Annotated in this window: 5 protein-coding genes and 1 pseudogene; all 6 read left to right on the top strand. The window is 72.2% G+C overall.

Annotation, left to right across the window (positions count from 1 at the left end; all coding sequences use genetic code 11):
• Positions 1–1,088, top strand: a pseudogene (locus G4D87_RS32910) (hypothetical protein); the annotation flags it as partial.
• A gap of 24 nt (positions 1,089–1,112) precedes the next feature.
• Positions 1,113–1,784: a FliH/SctL family protein gene (locus tag G4D87_RS32905; RefSeq protein WP_163786644.1), complete on the top strand. Its 672-nt coding sequence runs from the start codon at positions 1,113–1,115 to the stop codon at positions 1,782–1,784.
• Positions 1,785–1,808: 24 nt separating this feature from the next.
• A complete protein-coding gene (gene sctN, locus G4D87_RS32900) occupies positions 1,809–3,122 on the top strand; it encodes a type III secretion system ATPase SctN (protein ID WP_163786643.1) in 1,314 nt (437 codons plus the stop codon).
• 51 nt (positions 3,123–3,173) lie between these two features.
• Positions 3,174–3,662: a flagellar assembly protein FliH gene (locus tag G4D87_RS32895; protein ID WP_163786642.1), complete on the top strand. Its 489-nt coding sequence runs from the start codon at positions 3,174–3,176 to the stop codon at positions 3,660–3,662.
• A 33-nt stretch (positions 3,663–3,695) separates the two neighbouring features.
• A complete protein-coding gene (locus G4D87_RS32890; protein ID WP_163786641.1) occupies positions 3,696–4,604 on the top strand; it encodes a flagellar hook-length control protein FliK in 909 nt (302 codons plus the stop codon).
• A partial coding sequence (locus tag G4D87_RS32885) for a flagellar motor switch protein FliM (protein WP_163786640.1) occupies positions 4,601–5,541 on the top strand: 941 nt, incomplete at its 3' end. The genes G4D87_RS32890 and G4D87_RS32885, both read left to right, overlap by 4 nt.

Raw genomic sequence — 5,541 nt, 5'->3', positions numbered from 1 at the left:
CGGCTCGCCAGGGGGCGGGCGCACCACCAGCCCGGCGGGACTTCATGGCGGAGCGGGCGGCGCGGAACGCGGGCGTGTTGTCGTCGCGTGAGCCGTCCCGCGTGGCCACGCCCGCGAAGCGGCAGGATGGCGCCGCGGTGCAGCGGATGCCGGCCCGGCGTGAGCCCGCGAACGCGGGGGCTCGTCGTGAGGGTGAGGGGCCCGAAACGCGCCCGCCTCGCGCGGATCCTGAGGGCGCGCGCATCGGTCCGCCGCCTTCGCGGCTGGGGCAGCGCGGCGCCCGGCCTCGTCCCCAGGACCCCGACGCGCTGTCCGAGCGTGAGCGCGCGCGCGCCGCCGAGGGCTCCCGGGTGCACTCGCGACCGCCGGAAGAGCGCTCCCGCGTGGCCGAGGGCTCGCGGGCTCAGGCCGGGGGCCAGGACGAGCGCTCCCGGGTGGCCGAGGGCTCGCGGGTCCACGCCGCGGGCCAGGATGAGCGTTCCCGCGTGGCCGAGGGCTCGAGGGTCCACGCCCGACCCGCGGATGAGCGCTCCCGTGTGGCCGAGGGCTCGCGAGTCCATGCGAGCGTTCCAGACGAGCGCTCCCGCGTGGCCGAGGGCTCGAGGGTCCACGCCCGACCCGCGGATGAGCGCTCCCGTGTGGCGGAGGGCTCGCGCGTCCAGGCGCGCCCCGGCGATGAGCGCTCCCGCGTGGCCGAGGGCTCGCGCGTCCAGGCTCGCCCCGGGGATGAGCGCTCCCGCGTCGGGGGGCCGCAGCGCCCGGCGGAGGAGCCGCCCCGGGCCGCTCGGATGAAGCTCCGGGCGGCGGACCCGGACCGGGAGGACTCGGAGGTCTCCCGGGTGTTCCGCTCACGCTCGTCCAGTGCCCAGGGAGGCGGCCGGGCCAGGCCCGCCGAGGCGGAGCCGGCGCCGGAGCGTCCCCCCCGGGTGCTGGTGGGGCGGGCCATCACCTCGCCGGCCCTGGCGCCCATGCCCAAGCCCCGGAGCGAGGGGACCGCCGTCCAGCGCCGTCCCCGCTCTCCGTCGGGTACCGACCGTCCTGTGCCTCCTGGTGCGGGGGGGCGTGGACCCAAGGGCGGAACGCGCTAGCATCCGGCCCGCAAGGAGCGGCCCATGGCGATCGGCAAGGTGATTCGAGGTGATGGGACGGCGGAGCCGGCGCACGCGCCCGAGCGTCCCGTGCTGCGGCCTCCCCGCGCGGGGGTGATGAACGCCGAGGTCTTCGAGGCCCGTCAGGGCGCGTCGGCCATCCTGGAGGAGGCGCAGCGCGAGAAGGAGCGCATCCTCGCGGAGGCGCAGCGTGAGCGCGAGGAGCTCCTCGCCAAGACGCGTGAGCAGGGCCGTCAGGAGGGCCTGGCGCAGGCCACCGAAATCATCCTCCGCGCGAAGATGCAGGCGGGGGAGGTGCTGAGCGGCCACGAGCAGGACGTCATCGCGCTGTCACTCAAGATGGCGGAGAAGATCATCGGCCGGAGCCTGGAGAAGGACCCGGAGCTGATGGTGGAGCTGTGCGCGGTGGCCATTGAAAACCTGCGCAGCGCCCGCTCCATGATTCTGCGGGTCCACCCGAAGACGGCCGCCGTGCTCCGCGCGAAGAAGCCCGTCCTGATGGAGCTCATCGGCCGCGCGGTGGACCTGGCCATCAAGGAGGACCCCGAGGTGGCCCCCGTGGGCTGCATCGTCCAGACGGAGTTCGGCACGGTGGACGCCCAGCTGCCCACGCAGCTGGAGATGCTCCAGAACATCCTGTTGCCGGACACCGCGCGCAAGGAAGGGCCGGCGTGAGCCGGAGCGTCGAGGGACACGCCCATGGCCATTGACCTCTCGCGGTACTTCGACCTCATCAAGGAAGCCCAGGTCGTGCGCGTGCGCGGCCGCGTCACCGAGCTGACGGGCCTCATCATCAAGGCCAGCGTGCCCAACGTCCGCGTGGGCGAGCTGGTGCTCATCAAGAGTCGCAACCGCGGCGCGGTGAAGGCGGAGGTGGTGGGCTTCCAGGGGGATGAGGTGATGCTCATGCCCCTGGGCGAGCTGCACGGCATCGGTCCGGACAGCGAGGTCATCCCCACCGGCAAGCCGCTGAGCATCAAGTGCGGAGAGGCCCTGCTGGGCCGCGTGCTCAACGGCATCGGCGAGCCCATGGACGGCCACCCGTTGCCGGAAGAGGGCCTCATCGACTGGTCCGTGGACCGCGACTGCCCGGACCCCTTCACCCGCCAGCGCATCGAGCGGCCACTGCCCCTGGGCGTGCGCTGCATCGACGGGCTGCTCACGGTGGGGGAGGGCCAGCGCGTGGGCCTCTTCGCCGGCTCCGGCGTCGGCAAGTCCACGCTGATGGGGCAGATTGCCCGGAACACGAAAGCGGACCTCTGCGTGGTGGCGCTCATCGGCGAGCGTGGCCGCGAAGTGCGTGAGTTCATCGAAGACGCCATGGGCGAGGAGGGCATGAAGCGCTCCGTGCTGGTGTGCGCCACCTCCGACCAGCCCAGCCTCGTGCGTCTGCGCGCGGCCTACGTGGCCACCGCCATCGCCGAATACTTCCGCGAGCGCGGCGGCAACGTGCTCTTCATGCTGGACACGGTGACGCGTCTGGCGCGTGCCCAGCGTGAAATTGGCCTCGCCGTGGGTGAGCCCCCGGCCCGTCAAGGTTACCCGCCGAGCGTGTTCTCCATGCTGCCGCGCATCCTGGAGCGCACGGGCAACTCGGACAAGGGCAAGTGCACCGCCATCTACACCTGCCTCGTGGCCGGCGGTGACATGGAGGAGCCCATCGCCGACGAGGTCCGCGGTATTCTCGACGGCCACTTCATCCTCAACCGTGCCCTGGGAGAGCGCAACCAGTGGCCGGCCATGGACGTGCTCGCCAGCCTCAGCCGTGTGATGAGCGGCATCGTCTCCAAGGACCACAAGAAGGCGGCGGGCCGGCTGCGCGAGCTGCTCTCCACGTATGAGAAGCAGCGCGACCTCATCCTCCTGGGGGCCTACCAGTACGGGACGGATCCCCGCACGGATCAGGCCATCGACAAGTACGACGCCATCATCGACTTCCTCAAGCAGGACACCCACTCCAACTCCGGATTCGAGGAGACGGTGGAGCAGCTGATCGCCCTGTTCGACGAGTAAGGCGCCGGCCAGGGGTGCGCGGCGGGGATTCCGGGTTAGGATGGGGCCAACATGCCCCCGTACCGGTTGCAGGCCCTGCAGGACATGCGCGCCCGGGCCAAGGAAGAGGCGGAGCAGGCCTTTTCCTCCGCCATCAAGGCGCTGGAGAAGGAGAAGGCGGAGCTCCAGCGGCTCATCGACGAGCTGGAGCAGCGCAAGCGCGAGCGCAAGGCGAAGGTGGCCGCCTACCTGAAGGAGGTCATGTTCAAGGGTGCCGGCATCAACGGCATGAACATGATGAACCGCTTCGAGGAGCGCCTGAAGGACGAAGAGGCGCAGGTGGCGCTGGAGGTGGAGCGCCAGCGGGAGGCCGTCAAGGTGGCCGAACGGCTGGTGGAGCAGCGCCGGCGGGAGATGGCCGAGGCGGCGAAGGAGCTGAAGGCCATCGAGAAGCACCGCGAGAATTGGCAGAAGCAGGTGAAGTACGAGCGACAGCAGCGTGAGGAACTGAACCAGGAGGAGATTGGCAACGCCTTGTTCCTGGCGCGCCAGCGCAAGTAACCTGCGCCCTCCCCATCCCCCTGGAATGACGTCATGAGCCGAGTTGACGACGACCGCGAAGCAGCGCGCATGGCCGAGCGCCTCCTCCAGGAGAAGAAGCTCGCCGAGGGTCAGGCCAAGAAGCGCCAGGAGGGGGCCTCCGCCTTCCAGCGGCTGATGCAGCAGGCCCAGCAGCCGCCCCCGTCGCCGGGCCCGGCGCCCGCGCAGCCCCAGCAGCAGGGCGGTCTGGCGCGTGCCGTGCTCGCGCGGGCCACGCAGCAGGGCAAGACGTTTGGCGAGCGGGTGCAGCAGGAGCAGCAGCCCGCCATGAAGGAGCTGGCCCAGCCGCAAGCCCAGGCCCAGGCGCAGGGCATGGCCGCGGAGGCCCGTGGCGGCTCGCGCGCGTCGGACGCCCGGGATGCCCGGCGCACCGACGAGAAGCGGACCTCCGATAGCCGGGAGAAGGACCTGGGCAAGGCGGAGTCGTCCCTGGGGCAGGTCAGCTCCGAGCGGGGGGCCGCCATCCGGGCGAACGCGGATGCTGGCGGCGGCAAGGGCGGCGGCGGCAAGGACAAGAAGGAGGGCGGGGCGGAGGCCATGGCCCCCGGCTTCCGCTTCAACCCCGCGCTGATGGCGCCGGTGCCCGTGGCCAAGCCCAAGGACACCGCGGGCTCGGAGCGCCTGCGGGCCCTGGCCACCGAGATTGCGCAGAAGATTGTCGACCGCGTCCGCGTGGGCACCAACGCCGCGGGCAACGCGGAGTTCCAGATTGATCTGCGGGGCGACGTGCTCAGCGGCCTGTCCATCAAGGTCAGCGCCCGGAACGGGAAGATTTCGGCCACCTTCAGCGGCAGCAACCGCGAGGTGCTCAAGCAGCTCGAAGGGGCCAGCGAGGGACTGCGGTCCGCGCTCAGTGGCCGTGGGCTCCGGCTTGAAGACGTCCGCTTCGAGGCGAAGGCATGAGTCTCGAATCCGAGGACGAAGGACCGGGCGTCCATGAGCGCACGATGCTGGTGGACCTGCGCCAGCTCCGGCCTTCGCGTCAGGAGCCGCCACGGGAATCCCCTGCCTGCGAGGAGCCCACCGCCAGCGAGGAGCGGCGCTGGCGGCCCTTCGCTTTCAGGAACCTGGAGAAGGTCTCCCGGGCCCAGGGGCTGCTCGCCGAGCGCCTGCGGTGGCTGACGCCCGCGGACGGCACGGCGGTGGCCGTGGCGGCCCGGCTCAAGGAGGTGTTCGACGCGGAGGTGCGCCTGACGGTGGAGTCCGTCCAGGTGCGGCCCATGGCGGAGCTGCGGCGCTTCCTGGGGGACCCCACCTTCCTGGCGGTGCTCGCGCCCGGGGCGCTCCAGGGGCGGGCCGTGCTGGAGGTGGAGCTCGCGCTGGCGCACGTGGCGGTGGACCTGCTGCTGGGCGGCGCCGGGGAGACGGTGGGCCTGCGGCCGCTGACGGACATCGAGGAGGGCGTGATGGCCTACGTCGTCCTCGAGGGACTCAAGCTGCTGGTGCCAGGGCTGCAGGCGGCGGTGCCGCGCCCCCGGCTGGACGGCGTGGCGCGGGGCGTGGACGAGGTCTCCGCGCGGCTGGGGGATGACGGCCCCATGCTGGCGGTCCACCTGCATGCGACGCTGGGGCCGCACAGCGGCATGGTGCGGCTGGTGGTGCCCGCGGCGGTGCTGGACGCGGCCGAGCCGGCGGTGGAGAGCGCGCAGCGGCGGGCTCGGGGGAAGGCGGACCTGGAGGCCTTCGCGAGCCGCCTGTCGGCGGTGCGCAGCTGGCTGCGCGCGGAGATTGGCTCGGCGGAGATTTCCGGCCTGGACCTGGCGAGCCTGCGGGTGAAGGACGTGCTGCTGTTGGACGCGCTGTCGGCGCGCCCGGACAAGGGCGAGGCGGGCACCGCGCG

It is taken from the genome of Myxococcus vastator, from assembly GCF_010894475.1.
GTDB classification, from domain to species: domain Bacteria; phylum Myxococcota; class Myxococcia; order Myxococcales; family Myxococcaceae; genus Myxococcus; species Myxococcus vastator.
This window is presented reverse-complemented; position numbering and strand designations above follow the sequence as displayed.